Source organism: Klebsiella sp. (assembly GCF_027492335.1).
GTDB lineage: Bacteria > Pseudomonadota > Gammaproteobacteria > Enterobacterales > Enterobacteriaceae > Klebsiella > Klebsiella huaxiensis.
In genome coordinates, this window is sequence record NZ_JAPUEW010000047.1 from 26,222 (window position 1) to 45,656 (window position 19,435).

Here is a 19,435-nt window from a genome sequence, read left to right on the forward strand (position 1 = left end):
CCTCTTACACCGCCACAACCGGGTGGCGCAGCTTGCCGATAAACTCCACTTCGGCGTCAATCACATCGCCCGGCCAGACCCACTCCTGCGGGCTGCGGCCCGCGCCAACGCCTTCCGGCGTGCCGGTGGCGATAATGTCACCCGGCTCGAGGGTGATCCCTTTGCTGATGTCGGCAATCAGCGTTGGTACTTTGAACAGCATGTGGCGGGTGTTGGAGCTTTGTTTGGTGACGCCGTTCACGCGCAGGCTGAGGTTGAGATTGTGCGGATCCGGAATCTCATCAGCGGTGACAATACACGGCCCGAACGGCGCGTAGGTGTCCTGACCTTTTGAGTAAATCCACTGCCCGGCGCGGCGGCAGTCGCGGGCGCTCATGTCGATCATCAGGCTGTAGCCGAAGACATAGTTCAACGCCTGCGCTTCGCTAACGCGTTTGGCGCGCGAGCCGATAATCACCGCCAGCTCCACTTCCCAGTCCAACTGCTGGGTGATCTGCGCGTTGTGTTCAATGGCATCATCCGGGCCAATCACCGAGGTCGGCGGCTTGGAGAAAATCACCGGCTCTTTCGGCAGATCTTTGGAGGTGTCCAGCGTGCGGCTAGACTCCGCCACGTGCTCAACATAGTTCAGGCCGATGCCGAAGATGTTTTTGCGCGGACGCGGGATCGGCGCCAGCACTTTCACGTTGACCAGCGGCTGGGCACAGCCGACCGGCCAGTTACCCTCACAGGCGTTCAGCAGTTCCCTTCCTGCCTCCACCGCCGACGGACCAAGGTCGATAAAATCCAGCATGTTGTCCGGTAACGACTGGCTGCGGTACTGCGCCAGCCTGGCTAAATCCACCACATAATCCCCGACGATTGCGCCCAGACGGGACGCGGCGTTGACGTTGCTACGGTAGGTAATCAGGCGCATTATTTTTTCTCCTCAGACACTATTTTTTGCTGACCATCGTTGTCCAGCAGCGCGTCCTCGTAATAGAGGCTGAGCGACTGCATCACGGGCAAGTCGTTGAAACAGAAAAGGCACGCATCATCGGTTTGCGACAGGTTGACGTGCTCATGGAAGGCCCAGGACGGCACGCAGAAAATATCGCGCTCCTGCCAGTCAAAGCGCTGCCCGTCGATAATCGAGTAGCCTTTACCCTTCGCCACCTGGTACATAAAGCTGCCGGTATGGCGGTGTGCCTTGCCGACAAATCCGGGCCGCAGGCGCTGCATACTGGCGCCGATGGTCGGCATCACATGGCCACCGGTCACCGGGTTGGTGTAGTGCATCAGCACATCGTCAAACGGCGAGCCGTCGCTGACCTTCGCCGCGCGGCACAACGCTTCATAGGTCGGCTGCCACTGGTACTTAAACAGCGGCGAATAGGGTTTATCCCAACCGACGTTGTGCGGGCGCAGAGCGGCGGCGGCCCACAGCGCCACACGGTCATCAACCGGCGCGGTGACCTGCTGATGCATATCCGGGTGTACCTTGTAGAACCCGGCCTCCATCGCGTTGACCAGCGGAATATCCAGCCCGTCCTGCCAGATGCAGGGCAAACCATCCGCTTCCACGCCGTGTTCATGCCAGGTGCCGTTCGGCGTCAGCACAAAGTCGTTGGCCTCTAGCGGCATCTTGTGACCGTCGACGATGGTGTAAGCCCCACGCCCTTCCATAATGAAGCGCAGCGCCGATGAAGAGTGCGCGTGCGCCGAGGCGGCTTCGCCGGGGTGCATCACCTGAAGCCCGGAGTACAGCCAGCCCACCGCCGCCGCCACGTCCTGGCGGCCCGGATTATTGAGGTAAATCACCCGCCGTCCGGCTTTCTGCGGAGTGACCAGTTCCACCGAACGCAGCACGTGCTCGCGCAGATCCTGATAGCGCCACAGCACCGGCACGGAAGACGATTTCGGCTGCCATGGTTCGATTTTGTTCGCCACCGTCCATAGCGCGCCGGTTTTCAGCTCCGAGAGCTGCTGGTAGTAGGCCACCAGCTCCGGGGTATCTTCTACGTCCGCGCGACCGGCGGTGCTTTCACGAAAGTCGTCATATTTCATGCTGATTTCTCCTGTGGATGTAACGCACGCTGCAACAAATCGCGGCCATAGTGATAGGCCGGATGCCAGGCCACCTGACTCCAACCATAGCGGGCGCATTCGCGCTGTAACCAGTTAGCATCCGCCAGCGCAGGGCGGCCAATGGCGCACAGATCGGCACGCCCGGAAGCGATAATGCTGTTCACCTGATCCGCATCGCTAATCGCGCCCACCGCCATGGTGGCAACGCCGCCTTCATTGCGCAGACGGTCGGCCATCGGCGTCTGGAACATACGGCCATACACCGGTTTTTGATCGACAGAAACTTCGCCGGAGGAGCAGGTGATCATGTCCACGCCCGCTTCGCGCAAACGGCGGGCTATCTCTACCGCCTCGTCCACCGTAGTCCCCCCTTCCACCCAGTCGGTCGCGGAGATACGCACCGAAATAGGTAAATGCTGCGGCCACACTTCCCGCACCGCGCGGAACACCGCCAGAGGGAAGCGCAGACGGTTTTCCAGCGAACCGCCATATTCATCCTGGCGCTGGTTGGTCAACGGCGAGATAAAGCTCGACAGCAGCACGCCGTGCGCCGCCTGAATTTCCAGCCAGTCAAACCCGGCTTTAGCCGCGCGACGCGTCGCCGCGACAAACTCGGCAATCACCGCATCAAGCTGTTCAGCCGTCACTTCCTCCGGCACCTGAGACACGCCAGGACGGTACGGCAGCGGCGAGGCGGAAATTAGCGGCCAGTTGCCCTGCGCCAACGGGTGATCCGGCTTCTCATCCCCACGCTGGGTGGAACCGCGACGCCCTGCGTGCCCCAGCTGTACACCAATGCTGGCACCGCTATTTTGATGGACAAAATCGGTCACCTGCCGCCAGGCAAGCACCTGCTCGTCGTTCCACAGCCCCGGACAACCGGGAGTGATGCGCCCCTGCGGCGACACGGCGGTCATTTCGGTCATGACCAGCCCCGCCCCGCCGACGGCGCGGCTGCCCAGATGCATCAGGTGGAACATACCCGGCACGCCCTCTTTCGCCTGGTAGAGCAACACCGGCGAAATCACGGTGCGGTTTTTCAGCGTCACGCCGCGTACCTGATATGGCGTGAGGATCGGCGGCACGCCCGGCGCTTTCGCCAGCCACTGCTCATATTGATTTAACCACTGCGGATCGCGCAGGCGCAGGTTCTCGTGAGAGATACGCTGGGAGCGGGTCAGCAGCGAGTAGGCAAACTGCTGCGGGGGAAAATTTTCGTAGCGGGCGACATTCTCGAACCACTCGGTGGAGTTGCGCGCCGCGTTCTGAATTTTCAGCACCTCGACGCTGCGCACCGCCTGATAGTGGTCGAGGCCGCGATGCAGGTCGCCACTGGTGTGCTGTAAGCTGTTAGCCAGTTCGATAGCATCTTCCAGCGCTAACTTTGTGCCGGAACCAATCGAGAAGTGGGCGGTGTGAGCGGCATCGCCCATCAGCACCAGCGGTACTGGCTTCTTCTGATGTTCAATCCAGTGCACCCAGTTCTCGCAAATCACCCGCGGGAAGCGGATCCAGATTGCCGCGCCGCGCAGGTGGGCCGCGTTGGACATCAGCGGCAGGCCGTCCAGCCACGGGGCGAATAGCTTCTCGCAGTAAGCGATGCCCTCTTCCTGGCTCATCTCATCCAACCCGGCTGCTTTCCACGTCTCTTCGGTGGTTTCGATAATAAAGGTCGATAACCCCGGCTCGAACTGGTAGGCATGTACCTGGAACCAGCCGTGCGGCGATTCGGCAAATAAAAAGGTAAAGGCTTCAAATACTTTGCGCGTGCCCAGCCAGACAAAACGACACTGACGGTTGTCGATATCCGGCTGAAACTGCTGCTGATAGCGGCTGCGAATACGGCTGTTAATACCGTCGGAGGCGATCACCAGATCCGCCTGATAACGTTCAATCTGCGTCTGCTCGTCCTCCACCAGGGTGTCGAACACCAGTTCAACGCCGAGCGACTGACAACGCTCCTGCAAAATGTTGAGCAGCTTTTTACGGCCAATGCCGATAAAGCCGTGACCGCCGCTGCGGTTTACCGAATCCTTAAAGTGAATTTCGATATCGTCCCAGCGGTTGAACTGCTGGGCAATCTGCTCGGCGCTCACCGGGTCGGCCTGGCGCAAATTTTCCAGCGTAGCGTCGGAGAAGACCACGCCCCAACCGAAAGTGTCGTACGGGCGGTTACGCTCCACCACCACGATGTTGTTGGCCGGGTTTTGCAGCTTCATCAGTAGGGCAAAGTAAAGCCCCGCCGGACCGCCGCCGATACACACAATGTTCATAGACTCTCTCCTGATGATTGCAACGCGGCCAGCAGCTCAGCCGGGATATCGATAGAACGATGGGTTTCAAGGGAGGTCGTCACCAGCGTCTGGGTGACCTGCATGCGCTGCTCGCCTTCAAGGCTGGTACAGTTCAGCGCCAGCTTCAGCGAGCGCGAACCAATGTGAATCACTTCCAACTGGAGAATGACGTCGTCGCCCATACGACTGACGGCTTTAAAATCTGCGTCCAGGTGCACCGTCGGCATGCCGAAGCGGCGCTCGCCGATAAAACCGGCAAAACCATACGGCAGCAGCGAATCAACCCATGCTTCCAGCAGGTTGTTGAACATCACGAAATATTGCGGATAGAAAACAATCCCCGCCGGATCGCACTCGGCAAAACGAATGCGGTGCGGCTGGGTAAAGGTTGTAGCACTCATAAAAGCTCCTTAGTTCAGCGCCAGGCGCACCTGGCACTCGCGCAATTTATCGCCATGTTCATCCGCCAGCGCCGCATCGCGCAGCTCGCGCAAAGTGGCGGGCGGCAGACGACAATCGTGGCGTTCCACAATGCCGATTAACGTCTGGTAATTACGTAACCCGCGGGCGTGGGTGTCGCCATAACCTTTCACCAGCCGCTGACACTGCACAATCTCCAGCGCCAGCGCCGGGTTGAACGCCGCCGCGCGGATAACGTATTGCAGCCATTCATCAATACGCGCCGTTTCCAGCTGGTAGCGCAGGGTCAGGCGACGCCCGCGACGCCAGTGCGCCAGCGTCCACAGCAGCAGGTAGCCACGCAGCGAGCTGGTGGTTACCACGCGTCCTTTGCGTGTGGCATTACTCAACAGGCGCTGACAAAAGCCCGGCTGTTGCAGCCAGCGCCCCAGCCCGGTGGGCAGGGTTTCGCAGATCTCCTCCAGCCGTGGGTGCATGTATTCGTTGATACTCAGATGCTGGTTATCCTGCAGTTTCACGTCGCTGCGGATACGCTCAAAGCGGCTGCCGCGAATCTTCAGATCCGCCACGCGAATGGTGTCTTCCCACGACATCCAGATAGCCAGATGTCGTGCAGCTTCACGCAGCAGCAGCTCATCGTTACCGCCGGGCTGTGCGGCGAGCGCGGCCAGACGATCGAGATAGTTCGCCGCCCAGGCCACATCCTGGTAATCCAACAGGCGGCGCACGCCTTCAATGGCAGTCGGCTGTGCGCTTTCCGGCAGTTCCTGATGGATGCGCGTCAGCAACGCCGCCACTTTCGCATTGGAAGGCTGGGGCGCCTGAGTAGTAACCACTGCCGGTTCCGCCTCTTCCAGACGGGTGTTCATCACCCCCTGGGCGAAGGCGACAAGGCTGGTTTTCACCCCTACGCCGCCGCGGGTAATGGTTTCTTCAAACTGCTGCTGGTTAAACGGCAGCACGCCGGAACCGCACAGCGCGCCAAAGAGTACGGCGCTAATTACGCTGCGGCTCTCTTCCGCCGTTTTCGCCATGTCGAAGCGGATAAATTTGCGCGCGGCGCTGCTGGCGTGGTCGATCAACGTGGTGTTATTCACACGACCGTCGCCCATCGCCGTTTTTTCACCAATGGAGTAAACGCGGTGGGTGGAGGCTATAAGCGTAGTGCGCTGCTGCGTCACTAACCCGCGCTGCACCGCGCGCCCGGCCTCCATCAGCTCGGAGGCCAGCACCACGTCTACGTCGCCCGGCATCGGCATCAACGCCAGCACCGGCGGTTTATCCAGCTCGTGCAGACCCGGAAACAGCTCGACGTAATAGATGGTGGAGCCGGTACGTTGCGCCACGCCCGGTACCGAGGTGGTCTGGGCGAAATAGCCGTTCTCTTCGCCCAGGTTGACAATCCAGTCGGCTAGCACGCCGCCCCCTTCCCCGCCCATCGCCAGAATGGCGATTTTGATGGGCTGTACTTTCGGCATCTGAGTGCTCCTTACAGGCTAACGCGGGCCAGGCGACGGGCGTTCCGGCGCTGTAACCAGTTGATTAATGGACGACGAATCGCCTCTCTCCAGCGTTCACTGCGCCCCGGATGGGTGACGATGCGCGCCCGATAAAACGAGGGGCACAACACGGCGGCATGCGACACTTCGCCGCACAGGCCGCAGCCGACACAGCTGTTGATCACCGTTGCGACCGGGTCGGTACGCAGTGGATCCGGGTTCGGTTTAATCGACAGTGACGGACAGCCGGAAAGACGAATGCAAGAGTGGTCGCCGGTACAGGTGTCGCTATCCACGCCGAAGCGCTCCGCCACCACGCGTTTGCCGCTCTCCAGCGCTTTACGCACCTGCTGCTTTTCACGGCGCTGGCGGTTGAGCATGCATTCGCTCTGGGCAATCAGCACCTTCGGACCCGGCGTTTTGCTGGTTAAGGCGTCGCGCAGAGTAGCGGTCATGGTTTTCAGGTCATAGGTGCGACGCACCGTTTTCACCCATTTCACGCCAACGCCCTTCACCGCCTGCTCAATAGCGTGGCCTGTACTGCGGGTGGCGTTTTGCGCGGTGGACGACAGAATGTCCTGACCGCCAGTGGCTGAGGTGTAGCTGTTGTCGACCACAATGGTCAGGTTGTTGCTCTGGTTAAATACGCTGTTGGCGATGCCGCTGGTCAGACCGTTGTGCCAGAAACCGCCGTCGCCCATCACCGAGATGGCGCGCTTGCCGTCTTTGCTATTGAGCGCCGCCGCTCCCGCGCCGCCCAGACCGTAGCCCATGGTGGTATTACCGAGATTAAACGGCGGCAGAATCGAGAACAGATGGCAGCCGATGTCGGCGCTGATGTGGTGCGGGCCAAGCTCGCGCTCAATCAGCTTCATGGCGGTAAAAATCGGCCGCTCCGGGCAGCCGGTACAAAACCCTGGCGGGCGAGCGTGAATCGCATCAGCCAGCGCAGGCGGCGCGGCGTTGACGACATCCGGCATCACGTTGGCCAGCGGAATGCGCACCTGGCGCGCGGCAGCCAGGGCATCCGGCGCCAGACGATCGTAACGTTCGAAGAAGGCGCGCAGCCCCGCCAGCACGGTGGCGGTGTTGTACTCGCCAGCAAGCGGTAACAGGTCTTTGCCGTGCAGTTTGGTACTCAGCCCCTTCTGGCGCAGGATGTTAGCAATATTCTGCTCAACGAAGTTCGGCTGCCCCTCTTCCAGCACCAGCACCGCGCGCTTGTTGCGGCAGAACTCGTCCAACTCTTCGTCCACCAGCGGGTAGGCGACGTTCATCACGTACAGCGGGATTTTGCTGTTGCCAAACACGTCGGCCAGATCCTGCTGGTTAAGGGCGCGAATCAACGTGTTGTAGTTGCCGCCCTGCAGCACGATGCCGATATCGTCGGCGTCGGAGGAGAAGAACTCGTTCAGGCGACGTTCGCGAATGAAGCGCACCGCCGCAGGCCAGCGCTGATGAACCTTCTCTTTTTCATGCAGGAAGCTGGCGGGCGGCAGCACGATGCGGTTGACGTCGCGCTGGGGATTTTCCAGCGCCTGTTTCACCGTAAACGCCGGAGCGCGGTTTTCCGAGGTGACAAACTGACCGTGAACGTGACAGGAACGGATGCGCATTTGCAGCATCACCGGGGTGTTGCTGGCCTCGGACAGTTCAAAGCCATCCTTCACCGCCTGCACGATACACGGCAGGTTCGGGCGCGGGTCGAGCAGCCACATTTGTGATTTCATGGCGAAAGCATGGCTGCGCTCCTGCATGATTGATGAACCTTCGCCGTAGTCTTCGCCGACGATAATCAACGCTCCGCCCAGCACGCCGCCGGAGGAGAGGTTGGCCAGCGCGTCGGAAGCCACGTTGGTGCCAACCGTCGCCTTGAAGGTCACCGCGCCGCGCAGCGGGTAGTTGACCGACGCCGCCAGCGTCGCCGCCGCGGTAGCTTCGCTGGCGCTGTTTTCAAAGCGAATGCCATACTCGTCGAGGATCGGCTGGGCATCGGCCAGCACGTCCATCAAGTGGGAAATAGGCGCGCCCTGATAGCCGGCCACGTAGGAGACGCCGGATTCCAGCAGCGCTTTAGTGACGGCCAGAATACCTTCGCCGCTAAATACAGAACCTGCCGGTAAAGTCAGTTTCTTTACCTCTTCAACAAACGAACGTTCAGCCATCACAACCTCACTTTCATTTCAATTTGGTCTGATTAACTTGTAAGCAACGTGCGAAGGAGGGGCAATCCATGATTTGTCATGGAATTGTCATTTGTGCGGAAGATGGATAGCGATTGCAGAACGGGGATAAAAATGGGGGGATTGGTACGCATCCCCTCACCCTGGCCCTCTCCCAAAAGGGGCGAAGGAACCGTTGGGTGCTGGATTGAGGTGTGCTGAACATGAATATCTCAGCTCGGTGCGCCCCTCTCCTTTTTAAGAGAGAGGGTTAACGCACCGTAATTTAAAAGATTATCGTTCTTCTGATTTCCGGCATCCTACCGCTTCGGTAGCAACATCACCGTCAGCGCCGCGACCAGCGACACCAGCGCAAACGCGCCAAAGTTCCACGACAGAGATAGCCCACTGCTGGCTATCCACGCGCCAAACAGTGGCCCGCTCATCGCGCCGATACGCGCAAAGCTCAGCGCCCAACCGGTGGCCGCCGCGCGGCTGTTGCCTGGATACCAGGTCGCCAGATAGCCGGTCAAGATAAGCGATGCAGAAATACTGCCGACACCTGCCAGCGCGGTCAGCAGAATATTGACCGGCAGCGAGTGCGGGAACATCAGCGCGCAAATACCCGCGCCGCCCACGAGGTAAGAAAGCGCCACCGCCCGTTTCGCGCCGATACGATCGGCAATGCGCCCGAGGAACAAGCCGCCCACCGCCGAGGCGAGGCTAAACACCACCAAAAACAGCAGGCTTGGCCCCAGCGCATAGCCGCTTTTGCGCATGATGCTCGGCAGCCAGGTGTTGAGACCATAGACCAGCAACATGCCGCAGAATAAGGCGACCCAGAAGCAGGCCGTGGCGCGCAGATAGTCACCCGAGAACAGCAGGCTGCCGGTTTTACGCCAGCCCTCCAGCTGCGGGCGCGGCGTTTCCGCTTGCGGCAGCGGAACGCCGAGACGCGATGACAGCTCACGCGCCTCAATCATTCGCCCACGGCTGACCAGATACTCTAGCGACTCCGGCAGCAGGCGCGACATCGGCCACAGCACCAGCAGCGGCAGGGCGCCCACGCCAATCACGCTGCGCCAGCCGAAGTGGGGAATCAGCCACATCGCCACCAGCGCCGAGCACAGAATGCCCAGCGAATAGCCAGAATACATAATCCCGTAGTTGTAGCTGCGCCGCTCCGGCGGCGAATATTCTACGGTTAGCGCCGCCGCCACAGGAATCACCCCGCCCAGCCCCAGCCCTCCAACAAAACGCGCCACGCCGAACAGCAGCGGCGTCGGCGCCCAGGTGGTGGCTATCATCGAAATCGAAAACAGCCCGACGCACAACAGCAGCATCCGCCGCCGCCCGATGCGTTCGCTCAGTGAACCGGCAGCGAATGCGCCGAAGAACATTCCCACCAGCGCGTAGCTACTGAGCGCCCCCAGCTCCAGCGGCGTCAGCCCCCAGCCAGCGTCTTCCGCCATACTGGAAAGCACCGCTCCCATCACGCCAACGTCATAGCCTTCAAATAAAATACTCAACCAGCACACCAGTAATACCCGGCGGGTCACGGCGTACGGACGCACCGCACTCTTTGTCATCGCAATGGTCATGGCAAACTCCGGTTAGTGGACACACCATCAGCGATAAGAAAAGTGGCGCAAAGGATCAATCCTCCCTCCATCTGCCAGCAGTTATATCTGCACAAGCCGGATAATCACCGCGCAAAATGGCATTTCGCCGCCCGCAGCGATAACAAAATCTGCGCGATCCATCTCTCGTTATCGGAATTTGCTCTGACATAACTTCTGAATTCCAGTTAACGTGTATGCGTTAGCAAGTTGTTAGTGGAATGTTGATTAAAGCAACGCGTTCGCGTATGACGGCCAGCAATCAACAACAGGCAGGACGTTTCACCTTTACGTCGTCTCCACGAGGAGTCTGTTATGTTGATCAACGATATCGTCTCACCGCGTCTGTCCGCCGCGCTTAGTCATCTCAATTCGTCCGCCAACCTGCTGTTTACCTCCGCCACGCTGGAGCAAGCAGGTGCCGTCGTAGGACGGATCTTCAAACCTTGCCAGGTGGATCTGGTCGATCGCGGCGCGCGCGCCGACGTGCGGATGCACCACATTCCGATGGGTGAAATCTCACTTAACCGCCTGCGCTATAGCTCGCGGGTGGATATCGCGCCGTGCCTGATGAAGGATTTTTTTCTGGTGCAGATGCCGCTGCACGGTAGCGCCACAGTGGTGAGCGAAGGTCAGGAGATCCTATCCGGTCCGCAACTGGCCACGGTGATTAACCCGGAAGACGTCACCCGCATGCGCTGGGAGCCGGGCAACGATCAGTTTCTGCTGCGCATCTCCCGCTCGCTGCTGGAGAACATGCTGGTCGGCCAGCTTGGCCAGCCGCTGAACGAACCGCTGCGCTTCGAGACCGCGTTCCGCTGGCAGGAGAACCCGGCGTGGTGTGCGCTCATTGGTTATCTGCTGGAGTGCGCCAGCCAGGGGCTGGACCTGGAAAAACACCGTCTGATTCGCCAGCAGATGGAGCAACTGGTGGCCACCACGTTGCTCAATAGCCACCAGCATAACTATCGCCAACCCGCTGACAGCAAGCGTTCCAGCATTCGCCCGGCCCACGTCCGCCGCGTGCAAGAGTACATTCACGCCCACGCGCACGAAACGCTGAGCGCGGAAGCACTGGCGGGGATTGGCGGCGTTAGCCTGCGTGGACTGTATGCGGGGTTTAAAAACTTTCTTGGCGTCAGCCCAATGCAATATCTGCGGGATACCCGTATGGAGCGGGTGCGCGCCGAGCTGCTTTCCGGCGAGGTAAACAACGTGACAGGCGCTGCGCTGCGCTGGGGATTTGCCCATATGGGGCGCTTTAGCGCCGAGTACAGAGCACGCTTTGGTGAGACGCCCAGTCAGAGCATGCGTAAGCGCTGACCGGCAATACACGTCGTACTTCAAGTTGCAGATGCGTTTTGTCCTGCAACTCGAATGACTTAGTGTATTTGTGTTGAAGTTATTCGCTAACCAGCGCCAGTACGCGTAACGGGCTACCGGAACCCTGCTCAATTTTGAGCGGGGCCGCGATAATCACCGCACCGCGCGTCGGTAATTGATCGAGGTTGGTCAGGCATTGCAGGCCATATTTATTAGCGCCGTGCATCAGGGTATGGCAGGGATAGGGCACCGGCCAGGCGTAGGATTGCCCGGCATCGGTGTTAATAGTTTCCACGCCAAAGCCACGTACGTTGCGCGCTTCAATCAGCCATTCGACGGTTGCCTGCGCGGGGCCTGGCGTGTGGGCGCCGTCGTCGCGCATATTGAGAAACGCCCCAGCGTCGTCGGCCTTTTTCGACCAGTCAGTACGGAACAGCACCCAGGCGCCTTCCGGGATCTTACCGTGCTGTTTTTCCCAGCTTTCCAGGTAATCTACCGACAAGATCCAGTCCGGATTTTCCGCTACTTCGCGGCTGGCATCCACCACCACCGCCGGGCCGATGAACGCCGCAGGGTTGATGGTATCAACGGTATTTTCATGATGCTCACGACCGCTCACCCAGTGCGCCGGCGCATCAAAGTGAGTGCCGGTGTGTTCGCTACAGGTAAAGTTGTTCCAGTACCAACCGGGGCCATTTTCATCGTAGTGGGAAATGGTCTCTTTTTTAAAGCCCCAGGCCTGGCCGAACTGTGGCGGCAGCTGCAGCGTCGGGAAGCGTTCGCTCAGCGTTTGTGTTAAATCGACAATCCGGATCGCGCCCTGAGCGATCCCCTCAGAAAATTCAGTCAGCAATGCTTTGTTCATACGCGGTCACCTGTTTGGGAAATTGAAATTAACAAACAAGTAACATTGTAAGCAGGCCCGGCAAACGCTCTATCCATTTCCTGAAGCTGTTATCCAGAAAGTGAAAAAACTTCCGTTGGCGTTACATTCCTGGGAACTGGCTCTTAAAATTGCCCAGTAGCGTATAGAGCTGATCTTTTTCTTTCATCGGCAGAGCGGCCATCAGTTCGTTCAGCCAGCCCTGGTGCGCCGCCGCCATCAGATCAAACTGCTGTTTGCCGGACGCGGTCAGTTTGATCCGACACGAGCGACGATCGTTGGGATCGTACACCCGCACCGCCATGCCCTCTTTTTCCAGACTATCGGCAAGCCCTGTAATGTTGCCGCCCGTCACCAGCATCAGTCGCGACAGTTCGCCCATCTTGATGCCGTCCGGGAAGCGATCTAGTTGCGCCAGCATATCAAAGCGCGGCAGCGTGCTGCCAAACTGCTCACGCATCCGCTGACGAAGTTCAGTTTCAATGATGTTGACGCACGATAACAGCCGCAGCCACAGTTTGACATCGCGCGAGCCGCCTTCAGGTGAAATAGCGGATGCATTTGTTTTCATTAATTATTTACCTCTGTTTCTCATGACTTCCCAGCCTAATCATCACATTTTATTATGTGATTGCTCTCACAGGTGGGTGATTATTAAGCAATCGATATTGTTTAAGTATAAAATATTCATATATAAAATATATACCCATTGCTTAGTTGTGTTAAGTCATCACCTACTTCCGAAAGGAGCCACCTCATGGCAAACACTAAAGTAAACCGGATCCTGAATAACAATAAGTTTAAATTGGGTTTCTTTGCAGCGAACTGCTCCGGCGGTATGGCTGTCACCAAAATTGAAGATCGCTGGAACAACTCCTGGGAAAACAACCTGAAAATGGCGCAGCTCGCCGATGAAGCCGGGATCGAGTTTCTGCTGCCGATCGCCCGCTGGATCGGCTACGGTGGCGAAACCAACTTCCACGGCAACGTGCTGGAGACCGTCACCTGGGCCTCCGCGCTGCTTGCGGCAACTCGCCATATCAGCGTCTTTTCTACCGTTCATACCTCTTTTAACCATCCGGTGGTGGTGGCAAAACAGCTGGCGACGATGGATCACATCGGCCAGGGTCGCGCGGGGCTGAACGTGGTTTGCGGCTGGAACCGCCCGGAATATGAAGCGCTGGGCGGCGACCTCGCCTACGATCACGAAAGCCGCTACGCCTACGGCCAGGAGTGGTTTGAGGTGATCCGTAAACTGTGGCGCGAAGAGAAAGCCTTCAACTGGGACGGCAATTTCTTCAAGCTGAAAGACACCTACGGTCTGCCGTTACCGCTGCAACAAGACATCCCGATTTTTAACGCCGCCGGTTCCGGCGAAGGGCGCGATTTCGCCATTCGCAACGCCGATTTCCTGTTCACCTCCGCCATCACCCTGGAGCGCTCCGCAAAAGAGATTGTCGAGTTGAAGCAGAAGGCCCTCGATGCCGCACGCCAGAAAGCGCTCAATATTCTGACCTTCTCCTACGTCGTCTGCCGCCCAACCCGCGCGGAAGCCGAGGAGTATCACCACTACTATTCCCAGCAGAACGCCGACTGGGCAGCGGTGGATAACATTATTCGTCTGATGTTCGAGAACGCCGAATCGTTCCCGAAAGATCAGCTCAAACTGATTCGCGACCGCTTCTCTGCTGGCCACGGCGGCTTCCCGCTGGTCGGGACGCCGGACGATGTCGCCGACGGCCTGGAGCAGCTGTATCGTACCGGTTTCTCCGGCACCACGCTGTCGTTCACCGACTATGTCAGCGAGTTCCCCTATTTCCGCGACGAAGTGCTGCCGCGCCTGGAAGCCCGTGGCCTGCGTGAGCCGTTCCGTCCGTATGATTCCGCCGCAGGAGAAGCCGCATGAGTTCTCTGTCCGCTGATGAGTTCAAACTGGGCATGCGTCAACTGACGCTGCCGGTGGCGGTGATTACCGTCCATTCCGACGAGCAGCGTAACGGCTTAACCGCCTCGTCGTTCTGCTCGGTGAGCGTCGATCCACCGCGCGTGTTGGTCTGCGTTGGCAAAAGCGCCAGCGCCCATCGCCAGCTGAACGTTGGCGAGGGGATTGGCATCAACGTGCTGGCCAGTGAACAGCTCGACCACGCCATGCGTTTCGCCAGTAAAGCGTTTCATGGCGAGCAGCGCTTCAGCCAGGGAAACTGGTATCCGCTGAAGTCGGGCGCGCCAATGCTGGAAGGTACCGCAGTGAGCTTCGACTGCGTGGTGGATCAGATCATTGATGACACCACCCACAGCATCGTGACCGCCACGGTCGTCGCCGTTGAGCGGAACGACCGCGATTGTCTGCTCTATCGCAACGGTGCGCCAGTGCAGACCCGTCGTATCGCCTAATTCCGTTCCTGATAAGCCTGGTCGATGTATTCCAGAAACGATTATTTTATACCCTAATGGATTTCGAGTTGCAGGAAGGCGGGTCAATTCCAATGTGTCGACTTGGTCTCCCCCTGCAACTGGAAAGACGGTAGGTCGTTAAAAGGTAGAATATCATGTCCGTATCGTTTACCAGGCTCTCTCGCAGAGTCGGGGGGCTTCTTGCGCTCATTTTACTGGCCCATGCTCCGGCAGAAGCCGCTACACCGTCGGTGGCGGAGCCTGCTGGCATCAACCTCGGCCTGACCAGCTTTTTTGACGGCTTCCCAGCGGCCGCGCCGGGACAGCTGTCCTATCTGGGCTATTATCGCTATACCCATGCGAATGCGATTAAAGACAGCGCCGGGAATAAAATAGATGCCTTTGGCAAAAGCAATGTGGATACCTGGCTAACCAGCCACCAATTTCTCTATACCTTTGCACACTCCCCGTTTGAGAATGCCTCGCTGGGTTTAGACCTGATTATTCCGATCGTCGGCTTTCATACCGATTTCGGCGATGCTCCGGCAAAATTACAGGCCAATGATGCTGGGTTTGGCGATATTTTTATCGGCACCTATCTGCAAATTAACCCGGTGATGGATGCGCAGGGCACGCCGCTGTTTGCCCAGCGTTTTGAAATCGGCTTCAACGTACCCACCGGAAAATATGACGCGAAGCAGGACATTAATCCGGGGGCGAACCAGTGGTCGTTTACGCCAACCTGGGCCGCCACCTGGCTCTTTGCCCCGCGCGCCTCGTTAAACTGGCGTTTACAGTATCTGGTGAACTTCAATAATACCAACCCGGCCAGCAGCGCCCCGCTGGACTGGAAAGGCGAAAGCGTACAACGCACCCGCGCCGGTCAGTTGGCCTGGCTCAACTTTGCTGCCGAATATGAAGTGGCTCCCAAGTGGCATCTGGGTATTAACGGCTATTATCTGAAGCAAATTTCCGACGATAAAGTGAATGGCGATGACCTACCAAACTCCCGCGAGCAGGTATTAGGCATTGGCCCCGGGCTGATGTGGAATCATTCGGCCAATAACACCCTGACGCTAAACTTCTACACCGAAACGGCGGTAGAAAACCGGCTCAGAAACAGCGCGATCGTGAACCTATTTTATATTCATGGGTTTTAAAAAAGCCGGTGCCTGATGGCGTTTTGCTCATCAGGCCCGGTCACTTCACCACTTATCGGTCGCACCAGCATGATTGGCTGGCACGTTATTCACTCGTGTAACCGGCGAACTCTGCCGATTCTCCCACAGCACCGTCAGGCCGCGCTGAAGCGCAATAAAGACAAACAGCAGGATCCCGATGGCGATTTTGGTCCACCATGAACTCAGGGTACCGTCGAAGTTGATGTACGTCTGAATCAGCCCCTGAATCGCCACGCCAAATAGCGTGCCCAGCACCGTCCCCACGCCACCGCTTAACAACGTGCCACCAATAACCACTGAAGCAATGGCGTCCAGTTCAACGCCAACGCCCGCCAGCGCATAGCCTGCCTGGGTATAAATGGAGAAGACAATTCCCGCCAGCGTCGCCAGTCCGGTGGAGAGCATATAGATGCGGATCGTGGTGCTACGCGTCGAGATCCCCATCAGGTTCGCCGAGGTGGCGCTGCCGCCGATGGCGTAAACCTGATTGCCAAAGCGGGTGCGGTGAGCCATAAAAATCCCGGCCACCACCACCAGCAGCATCAGCAGCCCCATAGCGCTCAGGCGACCGCCACCGGGAATCATCCATGCCAGGCTGGAAAGGGTGTCATAGACCGGGTGATTAATAGGAATAGATTCTTCGGAGACCAGGTAACTGACGCCGCGCAGGAAGAACATTCCAGCGAGAGTGATAATAAAAGCAGGGATCTTCAGCGCATCAATCAGCAGCCCCATAAACGCGCCAAAGGCACAGCCCATCACCAGCACCAGCGGAAACGCCACCAGCGGCGAGATCCCCCAAAAACCGATCGCTTTGGCAAGAAATACCCCGGTAAATGCAATCACCGATCCCACCGACAGATCGATCCCGCCGGAGAGGATCACAAAGGTCATGCCGACAGCAATGATCCCAAGGAAAGCGTTATCGGTCAGGATATTGCAAATCACCCGCGTCGAGGCAAAGCCGGGAAATTGGGTCAGGCAGTAGAGATAGCCCAGCACAAACACCGCCAGAGTGATCATTAACGGTAAATTACGTTTTATCATGGCCGCGCATCCCCTTCAGTAAGCTGATAAAGCGCGGCGACTGGACAATCAGTACGCACAGCACCACCACCGCTTTGACTACCTGATTAAGCTCCGGCGGAAATCCTGACAGCAGGATCCCGGTATTCATCCCCTGGATGATCAGCGCCCCGACCACCGAGAGCAGCAGGTTAAAGCGCCCGCCCATCAGCGAGCCGCCACCGATCACCACCGCCAGAATAGCGTCCAGCTCCAGCCATAATCCGGCGTTATTGGCATCGGCACCGCGAATATCCGCCGCGACGATAATCCCGGCGATGGCCGCACAAACGCCGCTTAATACGTAGGCCAGCATCACCACGATGCGGGTATTCACCCCGGCATTTTTCGCCGCACGGATGTTAATGCCCACCGCTTCAATAAACATCCCCAGCGCGGTCTTGCGGGTAAATAACCAGAATAGCGCCAGCGTAACGATGGCAATGATCACCGGCGTCGGGAACAGCAGCAGAGATCCGCTGCCGAGCCAGGCCAGATGTGGAGAATCAAAGGTTACTATCTGCCCGGAAGTGATCAGTTGGGCAACTCCGCGTCCGGCCACCATCAGGATCAAAGTGGCGACAAACGGCTGGATCTTCAGTATTGCCACCAGAATTCCGTTCCACAGACCCGCCAGCGCACCGGCCGCGAGCGATGCCAGCAGCACAACCGGCAGACTGTGCCCCGCCACGGTCATCGACGCCGCCGTGGCTCCAGCAATCGCCATCACCGCGCCCACAGACAGGTCAATCCCACCGGTAGCGATAACCAGCGTCATGCCGATCGCCAGCAGGGCTACCGGCGCAGCGCGGTTCAAAATATCAATCGGGCTGCCGAACAGCCGCCCTTCCTGCAACACTATCTGGTAGAAATGCGGGGCCACCAGGCTATCAACAACCAGCACCAACAGCAGCGCAATAATTTGCGGCATCCCTTTTGGCCAGCTAAAGCGTCGTTTTGGCTGACCGGTTTTCGGAACAGATCGAGGCATCATCGGTTACTCCTTATGCCGCAATAGCGTTCATGATCGCCGGGACGGAGAGCTCGCTCAGAGCCAGCTCCGCCACCTGCTGACGATCGCGCATGATAATCACCCGGTCGGCATAACCCACCAATTCTTCCAGCTCCGAAGAGATAACCAGCAGCGCCAGACCATCGGCGCACAAGGTTTCAATCAGGCGGATGATCTCCGCATGGGCACCCACGTCGATACCGCGAGTCGGCTCATCGAGGATCAGGAACTGTGGTTTGGTCAGCAGCCAGCGGGAGAGCAGCACCTTCTGCTGATTACCACCGGAGAGGAACTCGATCGGCTGCTCGGCGCTGGGGGTACGAATACCCAGCTGTCGAATAAAGCGCTCGGCAATCTCATTTTGTTCGCGTCGGCCAATCGGGCGCAGCCAGCCGCGCTGCGCCTGGAGCGCGAGAATGATGTTCTCCCTTACCGAAGCAGCGGCAATGATGCCGTCGGTTTTACGATCTTCCGGGCAAAAGCCGATTCCAAGGCAGGAGGCCTGATGCGGCGAGCGCAGGGTTTGCGGCTTGCCTTTGATCCACGCTTTGCCGCTGTCGGCGGGTTTGATGCCGAAAATGACCTCAGCGGTTTCCGTGCGTCCTGAGCCTAGTAGCCCCGCCAGGCCGACGATTTCCCCGGGGCGAACCTGCAGATTAAACGGGGCGATGGTGCCTTTTTTGCCAAAATCTTCGAAGGCAGCGACCGGTTTATCACTCAACAGAGTGCGGCCCGCGCGCTGCAGGGCGTTGTGCTCCAGCTCGCGGCCGAGCATCATTTTTACCAGTTCGATTTGCGGCAGCTCGCGGGTTTCCCGACAGCCGACGAAGCCGCCATTACGCAAAACGGTGATCCGGTCGCTAACGGCATAAACCTGGTCGAGGAAATGGGTGACAAAAATCAGGCTGACGCCGCTATCGCGCAGCCGGCGCATCAGAGTAAATAGCATCTCCACCTCCTGGGTATCCAGGCTGGCGGTAGGTTCATCAAGAATTAACACTTTTGCTGACAGGTCGATCGCCCGGCAGATAGCAACTATCTGCTGCATCGCGACCGAAAAGCGGTTGAGGGGCTCGCGCACGTCGAGGGAAAAACCGTAGGATTCCATCAGCGCCGTGGCACGCTTTTCCATCTCTTTGCGCCTCAGCAGACCAAAACGGCGTGGTTCGCGACCAATAAACAGATTATCCGCCACCGACATATTGGGCAGCAGGTTCACTTCCTGGTAAACGGTGCCGATCCCCAACTGCTGGGCATGGGCGGTATTCTTCGGTGAAATCGCCTGACCTTCCAGCCAGATAGCCCCGCGATCGGCGTGATAAACGCCGGTGAGCGCTTTAATCAGAGTGGATTTACCCGCGCCGTTTTCGCCTAACAGAGCCATGATTTCGCCCCGGCGCAGGCTGAAATTAACGTCATCCAGCGCTTTCACGCCGGGGAAAAATTTGCTTAGCCCTTCGGTACGAAGGATTTCCTGATGTGATTCGCCGTTCATGATCTTCCCTCACCTTTGCCC

General features: G+C 58.5%; 16 protein-coding genes. 4 read left to right on the top strand and 12 right to left on the bottom strand.

All coding sequences use genetic code 11. The annotated features are described in order from the left end of the window. Positions 1-4: 4 nt before the first annotated feature. The 7 genes from QVF11_RS13720 to QVF11_RS13750 all read right to left on the bottom strand — a co-directional run bounded on the left by QVF11_RS13720 (position 5) and on the right by QVF11_RS13750 (position 10,043). Positions 5-916, bottom strand: a complete 912-nt coding sequence (locus QVF11_RS13720) for a fumarylacetoacetate hydrolase family protein (protein ID WP_287857495.1) — start codon at positions 914-916, stop codon at positions 5-7. Beyond that, positions 916-2,046, bottom strand: coding sequence for a cupin domain-containing protein (locus QVF11_RS13725; RefSeq protein WP_287857497.1), 1,131 nt, complete (start codon positions 2,044-2,046; stop codon positions 916-918). Before QVF11_RS13725 ends, QVF11_RS13720 begins: the two co-directional genes overlap by 1 nt. Continuing rightward, complete coding sequence (locus QVF11_RS13730) at positions 2,043-4,340, bottom strand: bifunctional salicylyl-CoA 5-hydroxylase/oxidoreductase (RefSeq protein ID WP_287857499.1); 2,298 nt, start codon at positions 4,338-4,340, stop codon at positions 2,043-2,045. The genes QVF11_RS13725 and QVF11_RS13730 overlap by 4 nt, the downstream gene beginning before the upstream one ends. After that, entirely contained in the window at positions 4,337-4,762 is a 426-nt protein-coding gene (locus tag QVF11_RS13735; RefSeq protein WP_112216715.1) for an acyl-CoA thioesterase, read from the bottom strand. The genes QVF11_RS13730 and QVF11_RS13735 overlap by 4 nt, the downstream gene beginning before the upstream one ends. Positions 4,763-4,771: 9 nt before the next feature. Beyond that, positions 4,772-6,259 carry an indolepyruvate oxidoreductase subunit beta family protein gene (locus QVF11_RS13740; protein ID WP_142514502.1) on the bottom strand — a complete coding sequence of 496 codons (1,488 nt, stop codon included), beginning with the start codon at positions 6,257-6,259 and terminating at the stop codon, positions 4,772-4,774. 11 nt (positions 6,260-6,270) lie between these two features. Next, on the bottom strand, positions 6,271-8,445 hold the full coding sequence (locus QVF11_RS13745; RefSeq protein ID WP_287857502.1) for an indolepyruvate ferredoxin oxidoreductase subunit alpha: 2,175 nt from the start codon (positions 8,443-8,445) through the stop codon (positions 6,271-6,273). A 317-nt stretch (positions 8,446-8,762) separates the two neighbouring features. Then, entirely contained in the window at positions 8,763-10,043 is a 1,281-nt protein-coding gene (locus QVF11_RS13750; RefSeq protein ID WP_287857504.1) for an MFS transporter, read from the bottom strand. A 333-nt stretch (positions 10,044-10,376) separates the two neighbouring features. On the opposite strand from QVF11_RS13750, the gene QVF11_RS13755 reads away from it, so the two are divergent. Further along, positions 10,377-11,384 carry an AraC family transcriptional regulator gene (locus QVF11_RS13755; protein ID WP_112216719.1) on the top strand — a complete coding sequence of 336 codons (1,008 nt, stop codon included), beginning with the start codon at positions 10,377-10,379 and terminating at the stop codon, positions 11,382-11,384. Between the two features lie 79 nt (positions 11,385-11,463). Here the strand turns inward: QVF11_RS13755 and QVF11_RS13760 are convergent, their stop codons facing one another. Beyond that, a complete protein-coding gene (locus QVF11_RS13760) occupies positions 11,464-12,249 on the bottom strand; it encodes a cyclase family protein (RefSeq protein ID WP_112216720.1) in 786 nt (261 codons plus the stop codon). Between the two features lie 121 nt (positions 12,250-12,370). Continuing rightward, positions 12,371-12,838, bottom strand: a complete 468-nt coding sequence (locus QVF11_RS13765) for a MarR family winged helix-turn-helix transcriptional regulator (RefSeq protein WP_287857508.1) — start codon at positions 12,836-12,838, stop codon at positions 12,371-12,373. A gap of 186 nt (positions 12,839-13,024) precedes the next feature. Here QVF11_RS13765 and QVF11_RS13770 point away from each other — a divergent pair, with 186 nt between their 5' ends. The 3 genes from QVF11_RS13770 (at position 13,025) to QVF11_RS13780 (ending at position 15,821) form a co-directional block, all read left to right on the top strand. Further along, complete coding sequence (locus QVF11_RS13770) at positions 13,025-14,173, top strand: LLM class flavin-dependent oxidoreductase (RefSeq protein WP_110274410.1); 1,149 nt, start codon at positions 13,025-13,027, stop codon at positions 14,171-14,173. Further along, positions 14,170-14,661 (top strand): flavin reductase family protein, encoded by a 492-nt coding sequence (locus QVF11_RS13775; RefSeq protein ID WP_287857510.1) that lies wholly within the window; start codon positions 14,170-14,172, stop codon positions 14,659-14,661. Before QVF11_RS13770 ends, QVF11_RS13775 begins: the two co-directional genes overlap by 4 nt. A 155-nt stretch (positions 14,662-14,816) precedes the next feature. Continuing rightward, a complete protein-coding gene (locus QVF11_RS13780; RefSeq protein WP_182235806.1) occupies positions 14,817-15,821 on the top strand; it encodes a SphA family protein in 1,005 nt (334 codons plus the stop codon). A gap of 45 nt (positions 15,822-15,866) precedes the next feature. Here the strand turns inward: QVF11_RS13780 and yjfF are convergent, their stop codons facing one another. From yjfF to ytfR, 3 genes are read right to left on the bottom strand one after another with little or no spacing between them, the layout of a single operon-like run. Beyond that, the gene (gene yjfF / locus QVF11_RS13785; RefSeq protein ID WP_112216724.1) at positions 15,867-16,889 is read right to left on the bottom strand and encodes a galactofuranose ABC transporter, permease protein YjfF; all 1,023 of its coding nucleotides are present in this window, start codon (positions 16,887-16,889) and stop codon (positions 15,867-15,869) included. Further along, a complete protein-coding gene (gene ytfT, locus QVF11_RS13790) occupies positions 16,876-17,901 on the bottom strand; it encodes a galactofuranose ABC transporter, ATP-binding protein YtfT (RefSeq protein WP_139540984.1) in 1,026 nt (341 codons plus the stop codon). Before ytfT ends, yjfF begins: the two co-directional genes overlap by 14 nt. A 10-nt stretch (positions 17,902-17,911) precedes the next feature. Next, entirely contained in the window at positions 17,912-19,414 is a 1,503-nt protein-coding gene (ytfR, locus tag QVF11_RS13795; protein ID WP_287857515.1) for a galactofuranose ABC transporter, ATP-binding protein YtfR, read from the bottom strand. Between the last annotated feature and the right edge of the window lie 21 nt (positions 19,415-19,435).

What these genes read in the sequence shown, in the direction of transcription:
- QVF11_RS13770 (WP_110274410.1), top strand. Translation starts at nt 13,025, where the DNA reads ATGGCAAACACTAAAGTAAACCGGATCCTGAATAACAATAAGTTTAAA.
- QVF11_RS13780 (WP_182235806.1), top strand. Translation starts at nt 14,817, where the DNA reads ATGTCCGTATCGTTTACCAGGCTCTCTCGCAGAGTCGGGGGGCTTCTT.
- QVF11_RS13760 (WP_112216720.1), bottom strand. Translation starts at nt 12,249, where the DNA reads ATGAACAAAGCATTGCTGACTGAATTTTCTGAGGGGATCGCTCAGGGC.
- QVF11_RS13725 (WP_287857497.1), bottom strand. Translation starts at nt 2,046, where the DNA reads ATGAAATATGACGACTTTCGTGAAAGCACCGCCGGTCGCGCGGACGTA.
- ytfR (WP_287857515.1), bottom strand. Translation starts at nt 19,414, where the DNA reads ATGAACGGCGAATCACATCAGGAAATCCTTCGTACCGAAGGGCTAAGC.
- QVF11_RS13775 (WP_287857510.1), top strand. Translation starts at nt 14,170, where the DNA reads ATGAGTTCTCTGTCCGCTGATGAGTTCAAACTGGGCATGCGTCAACTG.
- QVF11_RS13755 (WP_112216719.1), top strand. Translation starts at nt 10,377, where the DNA reads ATGTTGATCAACGATATCGTCTCACCGCGTCTGTCCGCCGCGCTTAGT.
- QVF11_RS13735 (WP_112216715.1), bottom strand. Translation starts at nt 4,762, where the DNA reads ATGAGTGCTACAACCTTTACCCAGCCGCACCGCATTCGTTTTGCCGAG.
- QVF11_RS13720 (WP_287857495.1), bottom strand. Translation starts at nt 916, where the DNA reads ATGCGCCTGATTACCTACCGTAGCAACGTCAACGCCGCGTCCCGTCTG.
- QVF11_RS13750 (WP_287857504.1), bottom strand. Translation starts at nt 10,043, where the DNA reads ATGACCATTGCGATGACAAAGAGTGCGGTGCGTCCGTACGCCGTGACC.
- QVF11_RS13745 (WP_287857502.1), bottom strand. Translation starts at nt 8,445, where the DNA reads ATGGCTGAACGTTCGTTTGTTGAAGAGGTAAAGAAACTGACTTTACCG.
- QVF11_RS13730 (WP_287857499.1), bottom strand. Translation starts at nt 4,340, where the DNA reads ATGAACATTGTGTGTATCGGCGGCGGTCCGGCGGGGCTTTACTTTGCC.
- yjfF (WP_112216724.1), bottom strand. Translation starts at nt 16,889, where the DNA reads ATGATAAAACGTAATTTACCGTTAATGATCACTCTGGCGGTGTTTGTG.
- QVF11_RS13740 (WP_142514502.1), bottom strand. Translation starts at nt 6,259, where the DNA reads ATGCCGAAAGTACAGCCCATCAAAATCGCCATTCTGGCGATGGGCGGG.
- ytfT (WP_139540984.1), bottom strand. Translation starts at nt 17,901, where the DNA reads ATGATGCCTCGATCTGTTCCGAAAACCGGTCAGCCAAAACGACGCTTT.
- QVF11_RS13765 (WP_287857508.1), bottom strand. Translation starts at nt 12,838, where the DNA reads ATGAAAACAAATGCATCCGCTATTTCACCTGAAGGCGGCTCGCGCGAT.